19 protein-coding genes are annotated in these 22,298 nt (G+C 54.6%); 17 read left to right on the plus strand and 2 right to left on the minus strand.

What is annotated here, in order from left to right; translation table 11 throughout:
• Positions 1–59 precede the first annotated feature (59 nt).
• From LDL70_RS01470 to lpdA, 17 genes are all read left to right on the plus strand, one after another.
• Complete coding sequence (locus LDL70_RS01470; RefSeq protein WP_225686243.1) at positions 60–1,835, plus strand: AMP-binding protein; 1,776 nt, start codon at positions 60–62, stop codon at positions 1,833–1,835.
• Entirely contained in the window at positions 1,825–2,985 is a 1,161-nt protein-coding gene (locus LDL70_RS01475; RefSeq protein ID WP_225686245.1) for an isobutyryl-CoA dehydrogenase, read from the plus strand. The genes LDL70_RS01470 and LDL70_RS01475 overlap by 11 nt, the downstream gene beginning before the upstream one ends.
• A 92-nt stretch (positions 2,986–3,077) precedes the next feature.
• Positions 3,078–3,974: a 3-hydroxyisobutyrate dehydrogenase gene (gene mmsB / locus LDL70_RS01480; RefSeq protein ID WP_225686257.1), complete on the plus strand. Its 897-nt coding sequence runs from the start codon at positions 3,078–3,080 to the stop codon at positions 3,972–3,974.
• On the plus strand, positions 3,971–4,744 hold the full coding sequence (locus LDL70_RS01485) for an enoyl-CoA hydratase (protein ID WP_225686259.1): 774 nt from the start codon (positions 3,971–3,973) through the stop codon (positions 4,742–4,744). The genes mmsB and LDL70_RS01485 overlap by 4 nt, the downstream gene beginning before the upstream one ends.
• Positions 4,745–4,871: 127 nt before the next feature.
• Positions 4,872–5,558, plus strand: a complete 687-nt coding sequence (locus LDL70_RS01490; protein WP_225686269.1) for a GntR family transcriptional regulator — start codon at positions 4,872–4,874, stop codon at positions 5,556–5,558.
• Position 5,559: 1 nt separating this feature from the next.
• Entirely contained in the window at positions 5,560–7,023 is a 1,464-nt protein-coding gene (locus LDL70_RS01495; RefSeq protein WP_225686271.1) for an aldehyde dehydrogenase family protein, read from the plus strand.
• A gap of 33 nt (positions 7,024–7,056) precedes the next feature.
• Positions 7,057–7,809: a glucose 1-dehydrogenase gene (locus LDL70_RS01500; protein WP_116086522.1), complete on the plus strand. Its 753-nt coding sequence runs from the start codon at positions 7,057–7,059 to the stop codon at positions 7,807–7,809.
• A gap of 149 nt (positions 7,810–7,958) precedes the next feature.
• Positions 7,959–9,425, plus strand: a complete 1,467-nt coding sequence (locus LDL70_RS01505; RefSeq protein WP_225688306.1) for an ABC transporter substrate-binding protein — start codon at positions 7,959–7,961, stop codon at positions 9,423–9,425.
• A gap of 39 nt (positions 9,426–9,464) precedes the next feature.
• Positions 9,465–10,418 carry an ABC transporter permease gene (locus LDL70_RS01510; RefSeq protein WP_225686273.1) on the plus strand — a complete coding sequence of 318 codons (954 nt, stop codon included), beginning with the start codon at positions 9,465–9,467 and terminating at the stop codon, positions 10,416–10,418.
• 2 nt (positions 10,419–10,420) lie between these two features.
• Complete coding sequence (locus tag LDL70_RS01515; protein ID WP_370637796.1) at positions 10,421–11,281, plus strand: ABC transporter permease; 861 nt, start codon at positions 10,421–10,423, stop codon at positions 11,279–11,281.
• Positions 11,278–12,294 carry an ABC transporter ATP-binding protein gene (locus tag LDL70_RS01520; RefSeq protein WP_225686277.1) on the plus strand — a complete coding sequence of 339 codons (1,017 nt, stop codon included), beginning with the start codon at positions 11,278–11,280 and terminating at the stop codon, positions 12,292–12,294. Before LDL70_RS01515 ends, LDL70_RS01520 begins: the two co-directional genes overlap by 4 nt.
• Positions 12,291–13,109: an ATP-binding cassette domain-containing protein gene (locus LDL70_RS01525; protein WP_225686286.1), complete on the plus strand. Its 819-nt coding sequence runs from the start codon at positions 12,291–12,293 to the stop codon at positions 13,107–13,109. Before LDL70_RS01520 ends, LDL70_RS01525 begins: the two co-directional genes overlap by 4 nt.
• 96 nt (positions 13,110–13,205) lie before the next feature.
• On the plus strand, positions 13,206–14,591 hold the full coding sequence (locus tag LDL70_RS01530) for an amidase (protein WP_225686288.1): 1,386 nt from the start codon (positions 13,206–13,208) through the stop codon (positions 14,589–14,591).
• A gap of 100 nt (positions 14,592–14,691) precedes the next feature.
• On the plus strand, positions 14,692–15,921 hold the full coding sequence (locus tag LDL70_RS01535) for a thiamine pyrophosphate-dependent enzyme (RefSeq protein WP_370637741.1): 1,230 nt from the start codon (positions 14,692–14,694) through the stop codon (positions 15,919–15,921).
• Positions 15,922–15,938: 17 nt separating this feature from the next.
• A complete protein-coding gene (locus tag LDL70_RS01540) occupies positions 15,939–16,952 on the plus strand; it encodes an alpha-ketoacid dehydrogenase subunit beta (protein ID WP_075654752.1) in 1,014 nt (337 codons plus the stop codon).
• Complete coding sequence (locus tag LDL70_RS01545; protein WP_225686291.1) at positions 16,953–18,185, plus strand: dihydrolipoamide acetyltransferase family protein; 1,233 nt, start codon at positions 16,953–16,955, stop codon at positions 18,183–18,185.
• A gap of 1 nt (position 18,186) precedes the next feature.
• Positions 18,187–19,584, plus strand: a complete 1,398-nt coding sequence (lpdA, locus tag LDL70_RS01550) for a dihydrolipoyl dehydrogenase (protein WP_225686293.1) — start codon at positions 18,187–18,189, stop codon at positions 19,582–19,584.
• Between the two features lie 46 nt (positions 19,585–19,630).
• On the opposite strand, the gene LDL70_RS01555 is transcribed toward lpdA, so the two are convergent.
• Together LDL70_RS01555 and LDL70_RS01560 are read right to left on the minus strand one after the other, a co-directional pair.
• Positions 19,631–21,283 carry an alpha/beta-hydrolase family protein gene (locus LDL70_RS01555; protein ID WP_225686304.1) on the minus strand — a complete coding sequence of 551 codons (1,653 nt, stop codon included), beginning with the start codon at positions 21,281–21,283 and terminating at the stop codon, positions 19,631–19,633.
• Positions 21,284–21,303: 20 nt separating this feature from the next.
• The gene (locus LDL70_RS01560; RefSeq protein ID WP_225686306.1) at positions 21,304–22,089 is read right to left on the minus strand and encodes a hypothetical protein; all 786 of its coding nucleotides are present in this window, start codon (positions 22,087–22,089) and stop codon (positions 21,304–21,306) included.
• Between the last annotated feature and the right edge of the window lie 209 nt (positions 22,090–22,298).

The raw sequence follows: 22,298 nt of genomic DNA on the forward strand, positions 1-22,298 counted from the left end.
AATCAGCGCGGTTTTATGAAATCGCAGACACAGTGATTTATGCATTTTGGGAGGATTGCATGAGGCAGCTGAGTACGGAGAATTTTAAACAGGCACGTGATTTTCTTTTGCAGTATCGCGAGGATTATCAGGCTGCAAAAGCTGGTTTTGTCTGGCCGGAGGCACTGCCCTTTAACTGGGCGCTGGACTGGTTTGATACTGAGCTTGCTGCCAATCCGCAAAGCCGCAATCAGACCGCGTTGTGGATTGTCGATAGCGCCACGCAAACAGACATAAAATTGAGTTTTGCCGATCTGAGCATCCGCTCTTCCCAGCTTGCCAATTATCTGCGCGGACTTGGATTGAAGCGTGGCGATCATCTGTTGGTACTACTCGGCAATGTGCCTGCTCTGTGGGAAGTCATGCTTGCCGCGATGAAGCTCGGCATTATCGTCATTCCCGCGACCACTTTGCTGACACCAGACGAATTGTCTGACCGGCTGGAGCGCGGCCATGCCTGCGCTATTCTCGCAACCGCCGAACAACTGCTGAAATGCGAAGGACTGGCAGGTGATGAGGTGCTGCGTATTCAGGTGCCGAATGGTCATGCCGCAGAAAATAGTAACTGGCACGATTATAATGAGGCTTTTAGCCAATCTCCGGTGTTTCAGCCGGATGGTGAAACACAGCCGCATGATCCGATGCTGCTTTATTTCACTTCCGGCACCACGGCCAAACCGAAGCTGGTGCGCCACAGCCATCGCAGCTATCCGGTCGGCTCGCTTTCGACCATGTATTGGGTTGGTCTGCAACCGGCCGATATCCATCTGAATGTCTCATCCCCCGGTTGGGCGAAACATGCATGGAGTTCGCTCTTTGCACCGTGGAATGCCGGTGCCACCGTGCTGGTGGTCAATCAGCCAGCATTCAGCGCCAAGGTGTTGCTGGCAGAAATGCAGCGTTGTGCAGTGACCACGATGTGTGCTCCGCCAACAGTGTGGCGTATGCTGATACAGGAAGACCTCAAAACCTGTAAAATGAGCCTGCGCGAAGTGGTTGGTGCCGGTGAGCCGCTTAATCCTGAAATTATTGATCAGGTGCGCGACGCATGGGGACTGACCATTCGCGACGGTTACGGCCAGACTGAAACCACCGCACAGGTGGCGAATAGTCCCGCGCAAAGTGTGAAAAGCGGCGCGATGGGCAGGCCATTGCCGGGCTATGAGGTGGTGATCCTTGATGCGGACGGCCATGCGGCGCAGGAAGGCGAAGTGTGCCTCTTGCTGGATGACAAACATCCGGCAGGGCTGATGCAGGGCTATCAGGAAACGGACGGCAGGCTCAGCGGCACCGATGGTCGTGTCTACCGCACCGGTGATGTCGCCTATCAGGATGCGGATGGTTACTTGCATTTTGTCGGTCGCGCCGATGATGTGTTTAAATCCTCTGATTATCGTATCAGCCCGTTTGAGCTGGAAAGCGTGTTACTGGAACATGATGCGGTGACGGAGGCCGCCGTCATTCCGGTGGATGATCCGATCCGTTTGTCGGTTCCCAAAGCCTATATTCTGCTGCGCGCCGGTGAAGAGCCTTCGCGTGCGCTCGCGCTTTCGGTTCTGCAATATACCAATGAACGGCTGGCACCGTTCAAGCGCATCCGCTCGCTGGAATTTGTGCGGGAACTACCCAAAACAATCTCCGGAAAAATCCGCCGTGTGCAACTGCGCCGTTTTGAGCGGGAGGGCATCGAGGATGATGTGTTTCGTGGTGTAGCTTTTGATGAGGGTGAATTTCCGGAACTGAACATCGGGCGCAACAGACCTGTGCAGAGCGAAGGAGAGAACCATGTCCGGTGAACTCAACGAGGAGCAGAGCAGTATTTTCGCTATGGCTGCGGATTTTGCCGCGCAGGAACTGGCACCTTATGCTCTGGAATGGGATGAGCAGAAGCACTTTCCCGTGGATGTGCTGCGCAAAGCGGCGGCACTGGGCATGGGCGGCATCTATATTCGTGATGATGTTGGCGGTTCCGGCCTGACCCGCATGGATGCGGCATTGATCTTTGAGGCGCTGTCGCAAGGCTGTCCGGTTATCGCCTCGTTCCTGTCGATCCATAATATGTGCGCATGGGTGATTGATGCCTATGGCTCAGAAACACAGCGGCAGAAATGGTTGCCGCAACTGACACCTATGGAGCTGATCGCCAGCTATTGTCTGACCGAACCGGCCTGTGGTTCTGACGCCGCCAATCTCAGTACCAAAGCTGTGCGCGATGACGATGATTATCTGATTACTGGGCAGAAACAGTTTATCTCCGGTGCCGGTGCGAGTGATATTTATATCGTGATGGCACGAACCGGTGAGGCAGGCGCCAAAGGTATTTCGGCCTTTATCGTGCCGAAGGATTCAGTCGGCCTGTCTTTCGGTGCCAATGAAAAGAAAATGGGCTGGAATGCCCAGCCAACCCGCACGGTGATGTTCGATAATGTGCGCATACCGGCGGAAAACCTGATTGGTCAGGAAGGCATCGGTTTTAAAATTGCTATGTCTGCGCTTGATGGCGGGCGGTTGAATATCGCCGCTTGTTCGCTCGGCGGTGCGCAGGGCGCTTTTGACAAGGCACTGACCTATATGGATGAGCGCAAGGCGTTTGGCTCAAAACTGCATCAGTTTCAGGCATTGCAATTCCGCCTTGCCGATATGGCTACGGAGCTTGAAGTGGCACGTACATTTCTGCACCGCGCTGCCCGTGCGCTCGACCGTCATGATGCCGATGCGGTGAAACTTTGCGCTATGGCCAAGCGTTTTGTCACTGATGCCGGATTTAACGTGGCCGATCAGGCTCTGCAGCTGCATGGCGGCTACGGTTATCTGAGCGAATATGGCGTGGAAAAACTGGTGCGTGATCTGCGTGTTCATCAGATTCTGGAAGGCACCAATGAGATTATGCGGGTGATTATTGCCCGTGAGCTGCTGAGCGGGAGAGCATTTTCAGGAAAAGTGTGAAACGTCTTCGCGGGCAAAACAGTTCGCCGGACTGTTTTGGTTTCCCGCTGCGATCCGTCGGAAATGCGATGTTTTAAAGAGGAAAGCGATAAATGAACACTCTAACAATCGGTTTTATCGGCCTCGGTCATATGGGCGGGCCTATGGCGGCCAATCTCGTCAAAGCGGGATTTAACGTGCGCGGTTTTGATCTGGTCGAGGCATCAAAACAAGCAGCTAAAGCAAACGGCGTTCAGATTGCGGATAATGTTGCGCAGCTCGTGCAGGGTGCGACTGTAATTATCACCATGCTGCCCGCCGGTTCCCATGTGTTGAGCGTCTGGCGTGAACTGACAGCGCTGGTTGTGCCGGATACACTGTTAATTGATTGCTCGACCATTGATGTCGACAGTGCCCGCAAGGCGCATGAAATGGCGGCGGAGCATAAATTATTGAGCATTGATGCGCCGGTTTCCGGTGGTGTTGTCGGTGCAACGGCAGCAACGCTTACCTTTATGGCCGGTGGTGAAAAAGCTGCTTTTGACAAAGCCGAACCTGTGCTGGCTGCTATGGGGAAACGCATTGTGCATTGCGGTGAGGCCGGTGCAGGACAGGCGGCGAAAATCTGCAACAACATGATCCTTGGGATATCTATGATTGGTGTGTGCGAGGCTTTCGCTTTGGGTGAAAAGCTGGGTCTTTCTCAGCAGGCATTGTTTGATGTGGCCTCCACTTCGTCCGGCCAGTGCTGGGCGCTCACCACCAATTGTCCGGTGGCGGGGCCGGTGCCGACATCCCCTGCCAACAGGGATTATCAGCCGGGCTTTGCTGCAAGCTTAATGCTGAAAGATTTGAAACTGGCGCAGGAGGCGGCTGCTTCTGTGGGGGCAACCACGCCATTGGGAGCGGAGGCAGCACAGCTCTATAATCTGTTCAACGCACTTGGTTCGGGCGGGGAGGATTTCTCCGGTATTATCCGCCTGTTGCGCGGCAAGGAGGGGACATCATGACTTATGAAACCATTCTCACAGAAATGCATGGTCGTGTGTTGCTCATCACGCTGAACCGTCCTCAGGCGTTGAATGCTCTGAACCGGCAGCTGGCAGCAGAACTGATTGCGGCGGTGGAAGCGGCGGACAAAGATGAACATGTGGGCTGTATTGTGCTGACCGGCTCTATCAAGGCCTTTGCCGCCGGTGCGGATATCAAGGAAATGCAGGCGCAGGATTTCAGCACTATGTTCGTGGCAGACTGGTTCGGCGAATGGGAGCGTTTTACCTCGGTGCGCAAACCGATTATTGCCGCTGTGGCTGGTTATGCGCTGGGCGGTGGCTGTGAACTGGCGATGATGTGCGATTTTATTCTGGCGGCAGATAATGCCCGCTTTGGCCAGCCGGAAATCCGCCTTGGCGTTATTCCGGGTATGGGCGGTTCGCAACGTCTCACCCGTTTTGTAGGCAAATCCAAGGCTATGGATATGTGCCTGACAGGACGAATGATGGAGGCCGATGAGGCCGAGCGCTGCGGTCTGGTTTCCCGTATCATTCCGGCAGATCAGCTTCTTGAAGAAGCTTTGAGTGTGGCATCCACCATTGCTGAAAAATCTCTGCCGGTATCCATGATGGCGAAAGAGGCGGTGAATGCGGCCTATGAAACAACGCTGACTCAGGGCGTAAAATTCGAACGCCGCCTGTTCCATTCGGGCTTCGCCAGTCACGATCAGAAAGAAGGCATGAGCGCCTTTATCGAAAAACGCGATCCGTTTTTTCTGCATCGCTGAGACCGGAGAGCGTATTCACTTCAGGCGGGAGAAGCGTGTGAAAACAAATATCCCGCGTGAGAAATTTTTGTCTTGAACAATTTTGTATCCTGGATAATCATACTGAAAAATATAAGGGAACACAGGCTTGTCCAGCTATAAATGGAGCAGCCAAACGAGGCTGCTGGACGAAGTTGCACAAGCACTTCGTGAGAGCATCTATGCGGGTCAATATGCGCCGGGCACGATTTTGCGACAGGAGCATATTGCTGCTGAATTCGGTATCAGCCGCACGCCGCTGCGTGAAGCATTGCGGGTGCTCGAGCGCGATGGTCTGATCGTTCATCTCCCTGGTCGCGGTGTACGTGTGGCAAGTGTTGACCTGCCGCATCTGCTTGATGCCTATGCCGTGCGTGAAGTGATTGACGGTGTTGCCGCACGTTTTGCTGCGGAACGCGCCGATGCAGGTGCGATTGCCGGTCTTGAGAAACTCATCTTGCATCAGCGCTCCATTATCGAGCCTTGGGATTCCAAAGCCTATACGCAATCCAATGTGGATTTTCATCTGGCGGTAATGGCAGCGGGCGGCAATGCTTCTCTGGAGAATTTTGTGCCTTTGTTGCGCATGACCTCGCAGGTCTTTGCGCCGGTTTTTGCGCTCACGGCAGAGCGGGCGAAAAATGCCATTGAGGAACATGCTCTGATCGTTGAGGCGATTGCGCGCAAAGACGGTACAGAGGCTGAGGAATTGGCGCGGCAGCATATCCGCAAGACCATCAACAGCCTTCAGATGATGCAAAATAATCAGCAGGAAACATCCTGCGGGAGAGAATGACATGGCACACGGGATAGAGAACGGACAGCGCCGCTACGGCAATTTCATCAATGGTGTGTGGCAGGACGCTGTGCAGGGTGAGGTGCTGACACTGAAAAATCCGTCAGACGGCAGTGATCTGGCGCTGATCGCCCGTGGCGCTGCGGCTGATATTGATCTCGCCGTTGATGCCGCGCGTGCAGCCTTATCCGGTTTCTGGGGGAAAATGACCGCAACCGAACGCGGTCGTATTCTGCATAAAATCTCAGAAGCGGTATTGCGTGAGATTGATCTTCTGACTGTGCTGGAAGCGCGTGATGTCGGCAAGCCTTTAACGCAGGCGCGCGCTGATGTGGTAGCGCTGGCGCGTTATCTGGAATTTTACGGTGCCTCTGCTGACAAGGTTCATGGTGATACACTGCCTTATCAGAATGGTTTCACCGTTCTGTCTGTCTATGAACCGCATGGCGTGACGGGGCATATTATCCCGTGGAACTATCCGATGCAGATCCTTGGCCGCAGTCTTGGTGCGGCTCTGGCTATGGGCAATGCTGCGGTTGTCAAGCCAGCGGAAGAAGCCTGCCTGACCATTCTCGAATTTGCGCGGATTGCCCACGAGGCCGGATTGCCGACCGGTGCGCTGAATGTGGTGACAGGACTGGGTGCTGAGGCCGGAGCGGCTTTGTCTTCCCATCCGCAGGTCAATCATATTTCTTTCACCGGTTCTTTACGTACCGGTGAGGCAGTGCAGGCCGCAGCGGCTAAAAATGCTGTGCCGGTGACTTTGGAACTCGGCGGTAAATCCCCGCAAATCGTGTTTGCTGATGCGGATATTGAGCGTGCATTGCCATTTCTGGTCAATGCAGGCATTCAGAATGCAGGACAGACCTGTTCTGCTTCCTCACGCATTCTCGTGCAGCGTGAAGTCTATGAGCAGGTGATTGCCGCTATGAGTGAGCGTTATCATGCGCTCAAAGTGGGTGCTGCTGAGGCTGATCTGTCGCTCGGGCCTGTTGTCTCGACACGTCAGAAAGCGATCATTGAAGATTATCTGAAACTGGCAAAACAGGATGGTTTGCTTGTTGCGGCGCAGGGTGAAATTGTGCCTGATGCACCGAAAAATGGTGCCTATGTGCGCCCGACTTTACTGCGTGATGTGCCGCCGCAGCATCGGTTGGCACAGGAAGAAATTTTCGGCCCCGTGCAGGTGATTATGCCGTTTGATACGGAGGAGGAAGCCGTGGCGCTGGCTAACAGCACACCTTACGGGCTGGTTTGCGGCGTGTGGACAAAAGACGGTGCACGGCAATTGCGTATGGCGCATGCGGTGCATGCCGGACAGGTGTTTATCAATAATTACGGAGCAGGCGGCGGCATTGAGCTGCCTTTTGGCGGGGTGAAACGCTCCGGCCACGGTCGTGAGAAAGGTTTTGAGGCGCTTTATGGCTTTGCCTCGCTGAAAACCATTTCGGTCTATCACGGCTGATCTGCAGAAAATCGCATGGGAGAATACCGTATAATGACTGGTTCGCTTGAGAATAAAACCGCAATCATCACCGGCGCAGGTTCGGGTTTTGGTGAGGCTATGGCGCGTAAATTTGCCCGCGAAGGTGCAAATGTGGTCGTCGTTGATCGCGATGCTGCGGGTGCAAAGCGCGTGGCAGGAGAGCTTGGCGGCAAGGGACTGGCGGTTGAAGCGGATATTGCATCGGAAAATGGTGTGGCGGAAGCGGTGCGTCAGGCACAGATGCAATTCGGGCGGATTGATATTCTCATCAACAATGCCGGTATCGGCCATAAACCACAACCGGCGGAAAATGTGCAGCCCGATGAATTTGACCGCATTGTTGGGGTAAATATTCGCGGTATTTATCTGATGAGCCGCGCTTTAATTCCGCATTTTAAAGACAATGGCGGCGGTGTTATTCTCAATATTGCCTCAACTGGTGCTGCACGCCCGCGCCCGAACCTGACATGGTATAATGCCACCAAGGGCTGGGTCGTCTCTGCCACTAAAGCGCTGGCGATTGAACTGGCATCAGAGAATATTCGCGTCAATGCGCTCAATCCGGTTGCCGGTGAAACCCCGTTGCTCACGACATTTATGGGTGAGGATACGGAAGAAATCCGTCAGAAGTTCCGTGCATCCATTCCGCTTGGCCGGTTACTGAAACCGGAAGATCTGGCGGAAAGCGCTGCATTTTTGTGCTCACCGGCAGCCAGTATGATCACCGGCGTTGCATTGGATGTGGATGGCGGCCGTTCAATTTAAAACTACGGCATCAAATGTGATAAGCATTTGAACTGACAATGGTTCATTGTAAAATTTGGCCAGCTCTATTCCGGTAATTCCTGAGCAATATCAGGATGTGATAAATAAGGGGACAGGCAATGCGATATAAATATTTGACCGGACAGCTCATGCTGGCAGCAATGACGGGGATTGCTGTTGTGGCTATGAGCGGGTCAGGGCTGGCAAAAGATACATTGGCAATCGGCGAAGTACTGGAGCCTCCGGGTATGGACCCGACAGCAAATGCTGCGGCTTCTATCCGCCGCCTGACCTATAATAATCTCTATGAAGGTCTGGTGCGTATTGATGAGGAAGGCGCTGTTAAGCCGAACCTCGCGGAAAGCTGGACGATTTCGCCGGATAATCTGACCTATACATTCAAGCTGCGTCAGGGCGTGAAATTTCATAATGGTACGCCCTTCGATTGTTCTGTGGTGAAATTCACCTATGACCGCGCCATAGCGCCGGATTCCACCAATGCGCAAAAGGCACTGTTTGCGCCGATTGAAAAGACCGAATGTCCTGATCCGGCGACTGCGGTAGTGACGCTCAAGCGCCCGTCCTCCACCTTCCTGTTCGGGATGGGCTGGGGCGATGCGGTGATGATGGCACCGGATACCATTGCCACCAACAAGACCAATCCGGTTGGCACAGGGCCGTTCAAATTCAAACGCTGGCTGCAGGGCGACCGGATCGAGTTCGAGCGTAATCCTGATTATTGGGGCGAGCCTGCTAAGCTCTCTGCGATCACTTTCCGTTTCATCAGCGATCCGTCAGCGGCTGCCGCTGCGGTCATGGCCGGTGATGTCGATGCTTTTCCTGAGTTTCCGGCGCCGGAACTGATCAGTCGCCTGCAAAGTGATGAACGTCTTGCGGTGGAAATCGGCTCGACAGCTGGCAAAGTGATTATGTCACTCAATAACGCACGCAAGCCATTTGATGATCTGCGGGTGCGCCGTGCGCTTGCCCATGCCATTGATCGAAATGTTGTGCAGGAAGCGATCACCACCGGCCTCGCCAAGACCATCGGTGCCCATTACACACCCGCTGAACCGGGCTATGTCGATCTGAGCGATACCTATCCTTATGATGTGGCGAAGGCTAAAGAGCTGCTGGCAGAAGCCGGTGTGTCTGCGGGTACTTCCATCACTATCATGTTGCCGCCGCCTGCCTATGCACGCCGTGGTGGTGAGGTGATTGCGGCAATGCTGGCAGAAGTTGGCATCGAGGTGAAACTTGTGCCGGTTGAGTTCGCGCAATGGCTGGATCAGGTCTTTGCCCGCAGTGATTTTGACGCGACGATCATCGCGCATGTGGAAACCCGCGACCTCGATATCTATGCGCGGGATAAATATTACTTCAACTATAACAGTCCTGAATATAAGGCGATCTACAAGCAGTTTTCTGAAGCCGTGGACGACAAGCAGCAGCTTGAACTGCTTGGACAATTGCAGCGCAAACTCGCTGAAGATGAGCCGAATGTGTTTCTCTATGCCCTGCCGAAAATCGGTGTCTGGGACAAGAAGCTCAAAGGCATGTGGAAAAATCAGACCATTCCGGCCAATGACCTGACCAGTGTGTACTGGGCAGACTGATCCTGTTGATGCTGAAATGAATATTGAAGGAGGCCGCATTTGCTGCGTTATTTTACAGGGCGTCTGATCTCTCTGATCCTGACGACGCTGGCGGCCTCTGTTATTGTTTTCCTGCTGATGCAGGTGCTTCCGGGTGATCCGGCAGCGATTATGCTGGGTATTAATGCGCAGCCTGACACCTTGGCGGCTTTGCAAAAACAACTCGGTCTTGATGCCCCGCTGATTGTCCGTTACTTCAACTGGATTACCGGCTTTCCGGTTGGTGATTTCGGCACCAGCTATACCTATTCCGTGCCGATCAGGGAGCTGATCGGACCACGCTTGCAGGTGACTTTGCCGCTGGCGGTGCTGGCGATGATCCTCTCCGTGGTGATTGCTATTCCTCTTGGTGTGATTGCCGCTTCAAAGCGCGGCAGTGCGACCGATGTGGTAGGGATGGGCGTTGCACAGATTGGTGTGGCGATCCCGAATTTCTGGCTCGGCCTGCTGCTGATCCTGTTTTTTGCCCTCACACTTGGCTGGTTTCCGGCCTCCGGTTTTGCCGGTTGGGAAAATGGTTTGTGGGCAGGCACCCGCTCGCTGATCCTGCCGGCTGTGGCGCTGGCCTTGCCGCTGGCTGCTATTCTGGCGCGCGTTACCCGCTCTGCGGTGTTGGAAACCCTGAGTGAAGATTTTGTGCGCACAGCCCGTGCCAAGGGATTGAGCCGCAATGCAGCTTTATGGAAACACGCGACACCCAATGCCCTGATCCCTGTGGTGACGATCTTGGGTCTGCAATTCTCATTCCTGCTGGCGGGTACGATCATTATTGAAAACGTGTTCAATCTGCCGGGTCTTGGTCGTCTGATTTTCCAGTCAATTGCGCAGCGCGATCTGGTCACGGTGCAGTCGCTGGTGACCTTGCTGGCAGCCAGTGTGATTGCGGTGAACTTCTTGGTGGACATGGCCTATGGTTTTCTTGATCCGCGCCTGTCTGCAGGAGTGCGGGCATGAGCATGGCAGAGAACTTCTCCCGTCGCAGCCGTATGATCTTGCTGTCTTTCGGACTGAGCCGCAGTCTGTTGATTGGCACGATTGTTACCGGTCTGCTGATCGGACTGGCCGTGCTGTCACTGGTCTGGACACCTTACAGCCCCACAGGCATGAATATTCTGCGTAAATTGCAGGGGCCGTCGATGCAGCATTGGCTGGGCACTGATGCGCTTGGCCGTGATGTGCTGTCGATGGTCATGGTCGGTGCGCGCAACTCTTTGTCGGTGGCATTGATTGCCGTTGCGGTTGGTATGGGGCTTGGCGTGCCGCTCGGTGCCTATGCGGCGGCACGCGGCGGTATGATTGACGGCTTTGTCATGCGCATGACCGATCTGGCTTTTGCTTTTCCGGCGCTGCTGACAGCCGTGATTATCACTGCTGTATTCGGCCCCGGTGCGGTTAATGCGATGATCGCTATTGGTATTTTCAACATTCCGGTTTTCGCCCGTATTACCCGTGGTGCATCGATGGGTTTATGGAAGCGCGATTATGTCTTGGCCGCCCGCTGTGCGGGGCGCGGGGATGTGGCGATTACGCTGGATCACATTCTGCCGAATATCGGCCATGTGCTGATCGTGCAGGCGACCATTCAGTTTGCCTTGGCTATCGTGGCGGAAGCCGGTTTGTCTTATGTCGGTCTTGGTACGCAGCCGCCTATGCCAAGCTGGGGCAAGATGCTCAATGATGCGCAGACCTATATTTATGATGCGCCGCATCTGGCGATTTTTCCGGGGCTGGCCATTACCTTTGCGGTTCTCGGGTTAAATATGCTGGGTGATGGTTTGCGTGATATACTCGACCCTCGTGTCAGGAGAGAGAGATGACCACACCGCTTCTCGAAATCCGTGATCTGGGCGTGCATTTGCAAGCCGGAGGCAGACAAGCTGAAATCCTGTCCGGCATCACGCTGACACTGAACCGTGGCGAGCGTATGGGCATCGTCGGGGAATCCGGCTCCGGCAAATCCATCACCGCATTGGCTGTCATGGGGCTGTTGCCGCATCGTATGGCCTTAAGCGGCACCCTGCGCTTTGACGGGCAGGATCTGACGACGATCTCAGAGACTGCCCGTTGCACCATGCGTGGCCGGCAGATGGCGATGATTTTTCAGGAGCCGATGACGGCACTGAACCCGATCAAAACCATTGGCGCACAGATCAGTGAAGGCCGTCGCCTGCATCTGAGAGAAAACCGCGCCGATGCTGACAAGGTCGCACGTCGTTTGTTGGATCGTGTTGGCCTTGCTGCCCCGCGCTTTGATCTGGAACTTTATCCGCATCAATTATCCGGTGGCCAGCGCCAGCGTGTGATGATTGCGATGGCACTGGCCTGCGAGCCGGAACTGCTGATTGCAGACGAGCCGACCACGGCACTGGACGTCACTGTTCAGGCACAAATTCTTGATCTGCTGGATGAGCTGATTGACGAGAGCGGCACAGCACTGTTGCTGATTACCCATGATCTCGGTGTGGTCTCGGAAATGACAGATCGCATTGCAGTGATGTATGCAGGACGCGTGGTTGAAACCGGCGATACGCAGGATGTGTTCCGCCATATGGCGCATCCTTATGCGCGCGGGCTTTTTGCAGCCTCGCCGCATAGTCTGACAATGCGTCCGAAGCCGGAAAACACGGATAAACGCCAGCGTCTGACCACGATTGCCGGTGTGGTGCCCGATCCGTTCAGTCGTTTGCCACAATGTGGCTTTGCTGACCGCTGCCGTTTTGTGCAGGCTGATTGCCGTGCAACAGTCCCGCCGTTAGGTAATACGGATTTTCTGGATGTGACGCATCGGGTCGCTTGTTTTCATCCGCTGACAGATGAGGTGATGGCATGACCACTCTTCTGGAAGTCCGCGATCTGGTGCGTGATTATACGTTGCCAAAACAGTCCTTGCTTTCCAAGCCGCAAAATTTGCGGGTGCTGCATGGTGTCAGCCTCAGCCTGAAGCAGGGTGAAAGTCTTGGCATCGTCGGCGAATCCGGTTCCGGTAAATCTACACTGGCACGGTCGGTAATGGGGCTGGAAAAGCCGCAATCCGGTAGTGTGACCATCAATAGCAAGGATATTTACAGCCTGGGGCGGGCGGAGCTGAAAGCCGCACGCAAGGAGTTTCAGGCTATTTTTCAGGATCCTTACGGTTCGCTCGATCCGCGCCACTCTGTGCGCCGCATTCTGGCGGAGCCGGTTGTGTCACTGGAAAGTGCCACAACAGTGGAAAACCGTGAAGAGCGTATCCGTCAGGTGCTTGAGGCGGTAGGCTTGTCCGCATCAGCCGCGGATAAATATCCGCATGAGTTTTCCGGCGGTCAGCGCCAGCGTATTGCGATTGCCCGTGCATTGATTACGCGCCCGAAACTGATTGTTGCCGATGAGCCGGTTTCGGCGCTGGATGTTTCCATTCAGGCGCAGGTGCTCAATCTGATGATGGATTTGCAGGAGCAATTCGGCCTGTCCTATCTGTTTATCAGTCACGACCTTGGTGTGATGCGGGTGATTACAGACCGTGTGGCGGTGATCCATTTGGGCAGAATTGTTGAAGAAGGGCCGACCAATGAGGTCTTTGACAATCCGCAGCATCCATACACACAAGCACTGGTTAATGCCGTGCCAAAACCGTTTTCCGGCCGACGTAAAAAAATACGGGCGTAAAATGCGGGTGAAAACTTTGTAATGAAAAACTGAATGTCTGTCTGACGATCAAAATCCGCCAAGAGGTTCGCGTCAGACAGGGAAATGGGAGCAGATATGTCCGAGCTTGCTGATTTAAGCGCTGTCGAAATGGTTGCCGGTTATAAAGCGGGTACTCTGTCGCCGGTGGAAGTGGCAGAATCCGTGATCGACCGGATTGAGCGTTGCGAGCCGCAGCTTCATGCGATGTGGGCTTTTGAGCCGGAAGCGGCACTGGCCGCAGCAACCCTGTCGGAAGGTCGCTGGAGGCGGAAAGAAGAACGCGGGCCGATTGACGGCGTGCCGCTGACGATCAAAGAAAATATTGCCACCAAAGGTTTGCCGGTACCGCTCGGCTGCGCGGCAATAGCATTGAATCCCGCTGCAAAAGATGCACCGCCAGCTGCCCGATCCCGCGAGAGCGGCGGTATTATTTTGGGTAAAACGACGATGCCTGATCTCGGCATGTTGTCGTCCGGCCTGTCGAGTTTCCATGAGCTGGCACGCAATCCGTGGGATCTGGCCACCAATCCCGGCGGCTCCAGTGCAGGGGCGGGAACGGCAGCTGCTGCCGGTTACGGCCCTTTGCATATTGGTACAGATATTGGCGGTTCCATCCGCCTGCCTGCCGGTTGGTGCGGGGTCGTAGGGCTCAAACCGTCCTTTGGACGTATCCCGATTGATCCGCCATTTATCGGTCGTGTTGCGGGGCCGATGACACGGACAGTTGCGGATGCTGCACTTTATATGTCGGTTCTGTCCAAGCCGGATCGTCGCGATCCGATGAGCCTGCCTTACAACCGTATCGACTGGATGAATCTCGACCGCGATGTCAAAGATCTGCGTATCGGCCTGTGGCTGGATGCCGGTTTTGGCTCTGCCGTTGAACCTGAGGTCAAAGCGGCGGTAGAAGCTGCAGCACAAGCCTTTGCCAATGCCGGTGCGATTGTTGAGGAAGTGCCTAGCTATCTCACCCGTGAGATGATTGACGGGCTGGATCATTTCTGGCGCGTGCGCTCATGGGGCGACATCTCTAAAATGACGCCGGATAATCAGGCAAAAATCCTGCCTTATATTTATCAGTGGGCAGAAGGCGGTAAGGATTTGAACGGCGCGCAGGTCTATCAGGGCTTTGCGCAGATCGAGGCCATGCGCAATGCGGCGCTGGCGGCAATCAGCTCTTATGATTTTATCATTTCGCCGACAGCGCCAATGCCGACTTATCCGGCAGAATGGGCTTCACCGCTGAATGATCCGCAGCGCCCGTTCGAGCATATTGCTTTCACCGTTGCCATGAATATGTCGGAACAACCTGCTGTGTCTGTCAATTGTGGTTACACGGAAAAAGGTTTGCCGATCGGTTTGCAGATTATTGGTCAGCGTTTTGATGATCTGGGCGTGTTGCAACTTGCTCATGCCTATGAACAACTTCGCCCACAGCAAAGGCCGTGGCCGAAAATATAGACAGCAGAGGTTAAGGGGACAAACGGAATACATTCTGCCGTTCGGGGGGACGGCAGAAACAGCATGCAGTATCAGTTCCAGCCAATGGAGAAGTGCAGTCATGTCATATCCGCCACTCTCATTACATATGCCCCGCACGATGCGGGGAGAAAGTGTCCCGCCGCCTAATCCGCATTTACGTTTTGCCGGAGCGGGCGAAATGCGCCGCCCGCCGGTTGATTCCGATCCTTATGCTATGCATGATCTGGCCTATAATCTGGTACGGGTGCTGGATGATGACGGCGAGGCTAAAGGCGAGTGGGTGCCGGATCTGACGGCAGAGCAATTGCGCCACGGTCTGCGCTCCATGCTCAAAACCCGTGCCTATGACCGGCGCATGATGCGCATGCAGCGGCAGGGTCAAACCTCTTTCTATATGCAATGTACCGGTGAAGAAGCGATTGCCTGCGCTTTTCAGATGGTGATGCAAAAAGGGGATATGAATTTCCCCACCTATCGCCAGCAGGGACTGTTGATAGCACAAGGCTTCCCGCTGACAGATATGATTTGTCAGGTGCTTTCCAATGAGAAAGACCATCTTAAAGGGCGGCAATTGCCGGTCATGTATTCGGCACCGGAGGCCGGGTTTTTCTCGATCTCCGGTAATCTAGGTACGCAATTTGTGCAGGCCGTCGGCTGGGCCATGGCTTCCGCTATGCGCAGTGATACAAAAATCGCTGCCGGATGGATCGGTGACGGCTCCACTGCCGAAAGCGATTTTCACGCGGCGCTGGTTTTTGCCTCGGTCTACCGTCCGCCGGTGGTTCTCAATATCGTCAATAATCAATGGGCGATTTCATCGCCGCAATCGGTGGCAGGTGGCGAGAATATCAGCTTTGCCTCCCGCGCTCATGGTTTTGCTATTCCGTCTTTGCGGGTGGATGGCAATGATTATCTGGCGGTCTATGCAGCAGCAAGCTGGGCAGCGGAACGTGCACGGCGCAATCTGGGGCCGACACTGATTGAATGGGTGACCTATCGCGTGGCGCCCCATTCTACCTCCGATGATCCGAGCAAATACCGGCCGAAAGAGGAAGAACTGAACTGGCCGCTGGGCGATCCGGTTGAGCGGCTCAAACAACATCTGATCCGCAAAGATGAATGGAGCGAGGAGCGCAATGTGCAGCTGCTGGCCGGTATTGATGCGGAGATTAATGATGCCGCCCGCGAGGCTTTGAAATACGGCACTTTGCATGAAGGGCCGAAAGCCAGTCCCGCAACCATGTTTGAGGATGTCTATAAGGACATGCCGCAGCATTTGCGCGAGCAGCGCCAGCAGATGGGGTATTGATAATGTCAAAACCTGTATTGCCAAGACGCACAATGATTGAAGCCATCCGCGAAGCGATGGATGTGATGATGGAGCGCGATGATAAGGTTGTCGTGTTCGGTCAGGATGTAGGCTTTTTCGGCGGCGTATTCCGCTGCACAGAAGGGCTGCAACGCAAATATGGTGAGGCGCGCTGCTTCGATACACCGATTTCCGAAACCGGTATTGTCGGTGTGGCAGTCGGTATGGGCGCCTATGGCCTGCGCCCTGTAGCGGAAATCCAGTTCGCCGATTATGTCTATCCGGCCTATGACCAGATCGTGTCGGAGGCCGCGCGTCTGCGCTTTCGTTCTGCCGGTGATTATACCGCGCCGATGGTGATCCGTATGCCGTGCGGCGGCGGTATTTTCGGGGCGCAAACCCATAGTCAGAGTCCCGAGGCACTGTTTACCCATGTGGCGGGGTTGCAGACCATTATCCCGTCCAATCCTTATGACGCTAAAGGCTTGCTGATCTCGGCCATTGAGAATGATGATCCGGTGATCTTTCTGGAACCGAAACGGCTTTATAACGGGCCTTTCAACGGTCATTACGACCAACCGGTCGTACCTTGGTCAAAGCATGTTTTGAGTGAAACACCGGAAGGCTATTACTCGGTGCCGATCGGCAAGGCGGCAATCCGGCGTAAAGGCTCCGCAGTTACAGTGCTGGCTTATGGCACTATGGTGCATGTGGCGGAAGCGGCTGTCACCGAGACCGGCATTGATGCCGAGGTGATTGATCTGCGCTCGCTGGTGCCGCTGGATATCGAGACGATTACGGCCTCGGTCGCCAAGACCGGACGCTGCGTGATCGTTCATGAAGCCACGCGGCTGTCCGGTTTCGGTACCCAACTGGCGGCGGAAGTACAGGAGCGTTGTTTCTATCAACTGGAAGCGCCGATCCTGCGTGTGACCGGCTGGGATACGCCCTATCCTCATGCTCATGAATGGGATTATTTTCCGGGGCCGGAACGGGTCGGTCGGGCGCTCATGCAAGTGATGGAGGCATAAATGGTGAAAAAGATCATTAAAATGCCGGATATCGGCGAAGGTGTTGCCGAGGCTGAAATTGTCGAATGGCATGTCAAAGCCGGTGATGTCATCGCAGAAGACCAGCTTCTGGCTGCGGTGATGACCGATAAGGCAACGGTGGAGGTGCCGTCGCCTGTGGCGGGTACAGTCCTGCAGGTCGGTGCGGAAGCCGGAACGGTGATGGCTGTTGGTGCCATGCTGGTAGAAATTGAAGTGGAAGGGACTGGGGCGGATGATGCCCCGCCACCTCCGCCGGTTCAGGCTGCGCCGCCAGTCCCTGTAAAACCAACAATGCCCGAAAAACCTGTTTTTTCGGCTGTACAACCATCAAACACGATAGCGCATGACAAGCCGCTTGCATCACCTGCCGTTCGGGCGCTGGCGCGGGAACTGGGTGTTGATCTCACGCAGGTGCATGGCAGCGGACCTGCGGGGCGCATCACCCGTGATGATCTCGATCATTTTACGGCCAGCGGCGGCAGTGCGCACAATTCGGCCTATCAACGCCGCGACGGCACAGAGCAGATTAAAATCACTGGTCTGCGCCGCAAGATTGCGGAGCGTATGGCGAAGTCCTCCCGCGAGGTCGCACATTTTTCCTATGTGGAAGAGGTGGATGTGACCGATCTGGAAATTCTCCGCAGCACATTGAATACAAGTCATGCGGAACGGCGTGGTAAACTGACTGTGCTACCGTTTATTCTCCGTGCGCTGGTTGTGGCGCTACGCGATTTTCCGCAGATGAATGCGCTTTATGATGAGGAAGCGCAGGTGCTGACCCGCCATCAGGCCGCTCATATCGGTATGGCAACACAAACGCCATCCGGTCTGATGGTGCCGGTGCTGCATCATGCAGAAGCCATGGATCTCTGGGCAATGGCCGCAGAAATCACACGGCTTGCCGGTGCCGCACGGGAGGGCGTGGCGAAACGCGAAGAACTCTCCGGCTCAACCATTACCGTCACCAGCCTTGGTGACCTCGGCGGGCTGGTGACAACACCGGTCATCAATCAGCCGGAAGTGGCGATTATCGGCATCAACCGCATCGCGATACGCCCTCAATGGCAGGATAATCAGTTTGTGCCGCGCAAGATGATGAACCTGTCATCCTCCTTCGATCACCGGATGGTCGATGGTTATGAGGCTGCCGCTTTTATCCGCCGCATCAGGCAATTGCTTGAAGTTCCCGCAACACTTTTCATTGAGGTGTGAGATGGAAGATATTGCAACACATGTGCTGATTATCGGTGGTGGACCTGCCGGTTATGTCGCTGCCATCCGTGCCGGACAACTTGGACTGCCGGTGATACTGGTTGAGAAGGAACAGCTGGGCGGCACCTGCCTGAATATTGGCTGTATCCCTTCCAAAGCATTGATCCATGCAGCCGATGCCTATCATCATGCACTTGCTCAGCAATCCGGTTCGGCGCTGGGCTTGCGCGTTGGAGATGTGTCGCTGGATTGGGGCAAAACGCTCAGCTGGAAAGGTGCCATTGTGCGGCGGCTGACCGGCGGTGTTGAAGGCCTGTTGAAAAAGCATAAGGTCACAGTGCTGAAAGGCACTGCAGAGATCATTGACGGCAAAACGATCGTGGTCCATGGCAAGGCCGGTACAACCCGTATCCGCACCAAACATCTTGTTCTGGCAACTGGCTCATTGCCGATGCAGATCGGCGCTTTGCCCTTTGGTGGCAATGTTATTTCCTCAACAGATGCGCTGGCATTGGAACAGGTGCCGAAGCGCTTAGCAGTGATCGGTGCCGGTTATATCGGCATGGAACTGAGTACGGCTTTTGCCAAACTCGGCTCGCAGGTGACGATTATTGAAGCAGCGGATCGTATTTTGCCGCTTTGGGATGCAGAACTGACCACGCCGGTGCGCAAGCGGCTGACAACTCTGGGCGTTACCGTGATGACGCGCAGTGAAGCACGGGGATTAAGCGCAGATGGCGGTTCTTTGCTGGTGCACCAGCATGGCAACAGTGCGCCGGTGGTGGTGGAAGCGGACAAGTTTCTGGTGGCTGTGGGTCGGCGGCCAAATATCAGCGGGTTCGGACTGGAAAGTCTCGATCTGGCAATGAATGGCGCTTTCATCCGCATTGATAAATATTGCGCGACTTCGATGCTCAATGTCTGGGCAATCGGTGATGTGACCGGCGAACCGATGCTGGCGCATCGGGCAATGGCGCAGGGCGCAATGCTGGCCGAACATCTGGCCGGACATAAAGCGGCATTGGATGAGCCTGTGATACCGTCCGTCTGTTTCACTGACCCTGAAGTGGTGAGCGTCGGCCTGTTACCGGATCAGGCGAAATTGCAAGGCTATGAAATTGTCACCGGCAGTTTTCCGTTTATGGCCAATGGCCGTGCCATGACCCAGCAGGATGAAACGGGTTTTGTCCGTGTTGTCGCTCGGGCGGATAATCATCTGGTGCTGGGCATACAGGCCGTTGGCCATGATGTATCCGAGCTGGTCAATGGTTTCGCGCTGGCATTGGAAATGGGCACTGTGCTGGAAGATGTGGCGCAGACCATTCATGCGCATCCGACACGCGGCGAGGCTGTTCAGGAGGCCGCTTTTACGGCGCTTGGCCGCAATTTGCATAGTTAAAACTATGGCGGGCTCTGCTGTGGCAAAGCCCGCCATATCATGATTATTATTTGGGCAGCTTGGCGATGAAATGTTCTTTCAACCGGTCAATATCTGCCTGTGACCAGCTGACATCAGTCACCTCTACCCATGCGTCAATATAATGCTGCGGTGCATAGACATGACCGTGACCGATCGGCGTGGTAGTGGCCAGCATCAGATCAATGGCCAGCTGCAACATGCTGACAACCGGATACCATTTCAGCTGCGGGGACACATCAGGACCACGCGGTGCCTTCATCCAGTCCGGTTCGCGGTAGAAGTCTTTCGGATCAAAAAACACAATCGGATCGCTGGCATATTGCAGATAGACAATACGCATCGGCCCCCAATGGCTGTTTGGCAGTTTCAGAGCATTGTTCTGATTTGTGAAGCGTGCATAGGAACCATCGCGGAATTCCGGCAGCCATTCCGGTGTGCCTTCATTACGGTTATTGGTGATGGAGCGCCACAAACGGCTGGTGAATGGCGGGCCGCTCCACAAAGCGCCCTGATAAGGATCGCCCAGCACCTGAAACAGTTCCGAGGATAGCTGCGAATTCATCGCGCCAAGGCTCAGGCCATAGAGATAGAGTTTCGGACGCGTTTCCTTTGGCAGCTTGGTCCAGTGATCATAAACCTCGTCAAACAGAGCCGTCGCGGTTTCACTGCCATAGCCCGGCTCAACGAGCAGCGAAAGCCAGCTGGCTAGATAGGAATATTGCACCGCAACGCTGGCAATATCACCGTCATGGAGATATTCCACCGGATCAATGCCCATTTCATCGACCCAGCCGGTGCCGGTCGGAATGGTCACCAGCAGCAGAGAGCGGTCAAATGCACCGACACGGATCATCTCCTGAAGCGCAAGTTTGGCGCGTTCCTTGGCAGTTTCAGCCGAGCGTAAGCCCACATAGACGCGCAGCGGATTTTGTGCTGGGCGGCCGGTGAAATTGCTGATCTGCTGCGCATCAGGGCCGGAGCTGACATAGCTGCGTCCCATGCGTCCCAACTCATCCCATTTGACCAGCGAGGCGGCGCTGCCGCTTTTCAGCGGGTCTTGCGGTTGCGGGACTTCCGCTTCCATCAGCGCATCAAATTGACGGTAGGAAGAATCCATCACATGCAGGCCAAAGCGGAATAGCACGCCATTGATTGCCATGCTGAAAATCACGGCAGCAATCAGAAAGCCGGTAAAACGTGACAGGCGTGGCGGGATATAGCGATCGAGCCAGCGGCTGGAGCTGCGATAAATCAGCTGAAATAAACGCGCAAGCGCGATCAGAATAACAAAAGTAATCAGCGCAATCAGGCCGGTTTTCAGCGGATGCGCGCTTTCAACTTTTTCCAATCCCATCAGACTGCGGATGGAATTCTGCCCGTCTGCCGCATGCGACAGAAACACCATAGCTGTGATGATGGTCACGGCCATGGCAGTAATTTTGATGATCGTGGAAATTCGGCCTTTAGGCTTCGGCAATTGCAGATAATTCCACAGCCAGAACAGAAACACACCGATCCCGTAACCAATGGCGAAACAGGCGCCCGACAGCACGCCCTGTATCAGAAAGGGGCGCGGCACCAGCGATGGTGTGAGTGAGGCTGCAAAGAAAAGTGTGCCGAGCAACATCCCGATCAGCGACAGGGAACTCCAGAATTTTTCCAGCCAGACTGGTTTCATCAGTTATTTTCCCTTTAGTTTCAATGCAATATGCAAAGGCCGGTGCAGTCTTTATTTTCCATAGCAGAAATAAACCGGCCAGCGGATTGACGTGCAGTATCGCGCAAGACCGGTTTGGCGCGCTCGATAATATTGCTCAGCATTTTACGATCTTGCAAGGAGATAGCTTTTGCAATTGCAGGGGCATTATCTGCCAGTGCTTGCGCCAGTCTTTCCTGATTATGGGCATTGAGTTCCGGATTGCTTAACATCAGCGCAGAACCATTAATGACCTGCTGCAAGCCGAGCCGCAATTTAAGAATTGTATCCGTTTGTGCTTTGCCGTTGCTTGTCGTTTTCAGTGTTTCGGCATAGTCGCCTGCGGCTTCGAGGGCGGCAGCAATGAAACTGACCATAGCGGCAGAAGAGCGGGTGATTTCATCCTGAAAAGCGATGCTGTTTTTCTCGGTATCTGCCGGTTTTTGCGGGTCAGTCGAGAAGGACACATAGGCCTTGGTCACCTGTGCCTGCTGCTGAATAATATCCATCAATATTGGCAAATCGCTCGCCTGATAGGGTGCCTGACCGATAATTGCCGGCACATTCCACAAGTCTTCAAGCACAGGCGCATCCTGACTGTTGGACAGGCGTGGCGGGAGTTTGGTGCGCTTGGTTTCTTCCAGCCGCACAATAAATTCCTGCAAGGCTTTATTCAGGTGGTCGGTGCCGGTGGCGGGTACAGTTGCCTGTAGCGGGCTGCTGAAAGCAACAGATATGCCCAGCGCCAAAATGGCGAGTGAAAGGCGTTTGAAATGTACCGGTACCATGAAATCTCTCTTGCGGTTCTGATCTGAACTGCCTGCATAATACAAAAATTGCAGCAAAAGACACTGAATTCATGAGGCTGACGAAGTTTTGATAGGAGGAGCATCAGAGGAGGCTTGCGTCAAATTATAGATAAAAATTCAATATTGGATTTGCTGCGATATAAATTTATAGATTTTTTTATATGGACATATCAATTTTGACGTTTTAA

Origin of the sequence: Pseudochrobactrum sp. XF203 (assembly GCF_020341615.1) — a bacterium.
Lineage (GTDB): Bacteria > Pseudomonadota > Alphaproteobacteria > Rhizobiales > Rhizobiaceae > Pseudochrobactrum > Pseudochrobactrum saccharolyticum.